A 1689-nucleotide genomic window follows, 5' to 3' on the forward strand; every position below is an offset into this window, starting at 1 on the left:
ATCCTGGGTGATCTGCGACTGGCCCAGCGTCCAGCGGAATCTCAGCACATCCCGGACTTGGCCGGAGTGAAGCACGTATTTCTCCACCAGCTCGGCCTCGCCAGCGGGCTGGGCTTCATAGCGGCTGTCGATATCCCAGGCATCCCAGAGTGTCGGACGGTCATGGAAAAAGTGGAATCGGTTGGCGCGGCCGCCCTGCTGCAGCACTTCCCGGCCGGCTGCTTTGTCGAACAGGCTGGTGATTTCGCCCCGTTCATTGAACGTCAGGCGGTAGTGCGGGGTCTCCCAGCGGTCATTCAGGACGGCGCGTCCCGGCATATTCACTGCTTCCGGGCTTCCCGGCGTTGGCCGTTCCCCGCGTCTCAGCCAGATCGTTGTATACCCCATAGCCGGAATGGCGGGGACATGAATGTAAGCGGTCTGTTGGCTCGTTGTCTGGTCCGAAGCCGTGTTCACAGCTGGTAAACTGGCAACGAGATCTATCGCAAGTGGGTTTCCTGACGCGTCATAAGCCGCTATGTTCCGTTCATTATCCGTTGGTTTATTTTCCGTTTGTCTATTTGCTGTTGGTTCCCTATCTGTTGCTTCTGTATCTGCCCATGGAATGGCAACGACTGCATCACGCGCCCAGCCGAGGCTGTTGAACAGCACGTAAGGCTGGCCTTCGCCTGCTGTTGTGATCTGAGCCGCCAGGGCTTCCAGCCCCGGCTGTAGCGCTGCCTCACCAAGAGCGAACACCTCGCGGTATTCCTTCTCCGAAGTCTCATAGGCTTCGGTGATGGCCGAGCCGGGAATAATGTCGTGGAACTGGTTCAGCAGTATCAGCTTCCAGCCGTGATGCAGCTGTTCGGCGTTGCTCCTGCGCTGCTCTGGCAGCATAGAGGAAGACGCAAGGGTCTGCCACAGCTCTGCCTCGCGGTAGAGAATCTCCGCCTTGCGGTTGTTCCGCTTGTTACGGCCATGTGTGGTATAGGTGCCACGGTGCAGCTCCAGATACAGATCGCCGCGCCATTCGGGCAGCTTGGGCTTACGCTTCTCCATGCCTGCAAAGAAATCTGCGGCGCTGCTGAAGGTACTGGCCGGCTGGCCGACCATCAGATCTGCACGGCGGATGTATTCCAGCATCTCACGGGTGACCCCCCCGCCGCCGTCGCCATGGCCGTAGAGCAGCATTTGCTCGTTATGGGTTTTCTTTTCGCGGAAGGATTGCCAGTGTTCATGCACATCCTTCGGCAGCGTGTTCTCGTTCACCCCATGGTTGAGGTAGGACAGCATCGGGGTGCCGTCAATGCCGACCCAATGGAACAGATCATACGGAAATACGTTGGTGTCATTCCAGCCCAGCTTCGTGGTCATGAAATAACGCACGCCGCCATGCCGCAGAATCTGCGGCAGCGAAGCGCAGTAGCCGAAGGTATCCGGCAGCCATTCAATCTCTGAGGTCTTACCGAATTCCTTCAGGTAGAACCGCTGGCCGTAGAGCATCTGTCGCATCAGGGACTCCCCGCTGGGGATGTTCAGGTCCGGCTCGACCCACATGCCGCCGACCAGTTCCCACCGGCCTTCCTGGATTCGCTCTTTGACCTTGGCGAACAGGACCGGGTCGTTCTCCTTGAGATATTCGAACAGCTGCGGCTGGCTCTGGGCAAATTGATAGTCCGGGTATTCGTCCATTAAGGCATTGACGGT

At 58.4% G+C, this 1689-nt stretch carries 1 protein-coding gene; it reads right to left on the minus strand.

The genetic code is table 11. The features are described from left to right. The coding region (locus A3849_RS31915) for an alpha-mannosidase (RefSeq protein WP_143191962.1) at positions 1 to 1689 on the minus strand (1689 nt) is incomplete at both ends.

Source organism: Paenibacillus sp. P46E (assembly GCF_001909095.1).
GTDB lineage: Bacteria > Bacillota > Bacilli > Paenibacillales > Paenibacillaceae > Paenibacillus_AQ > Paenibacillus_AQ helianthi.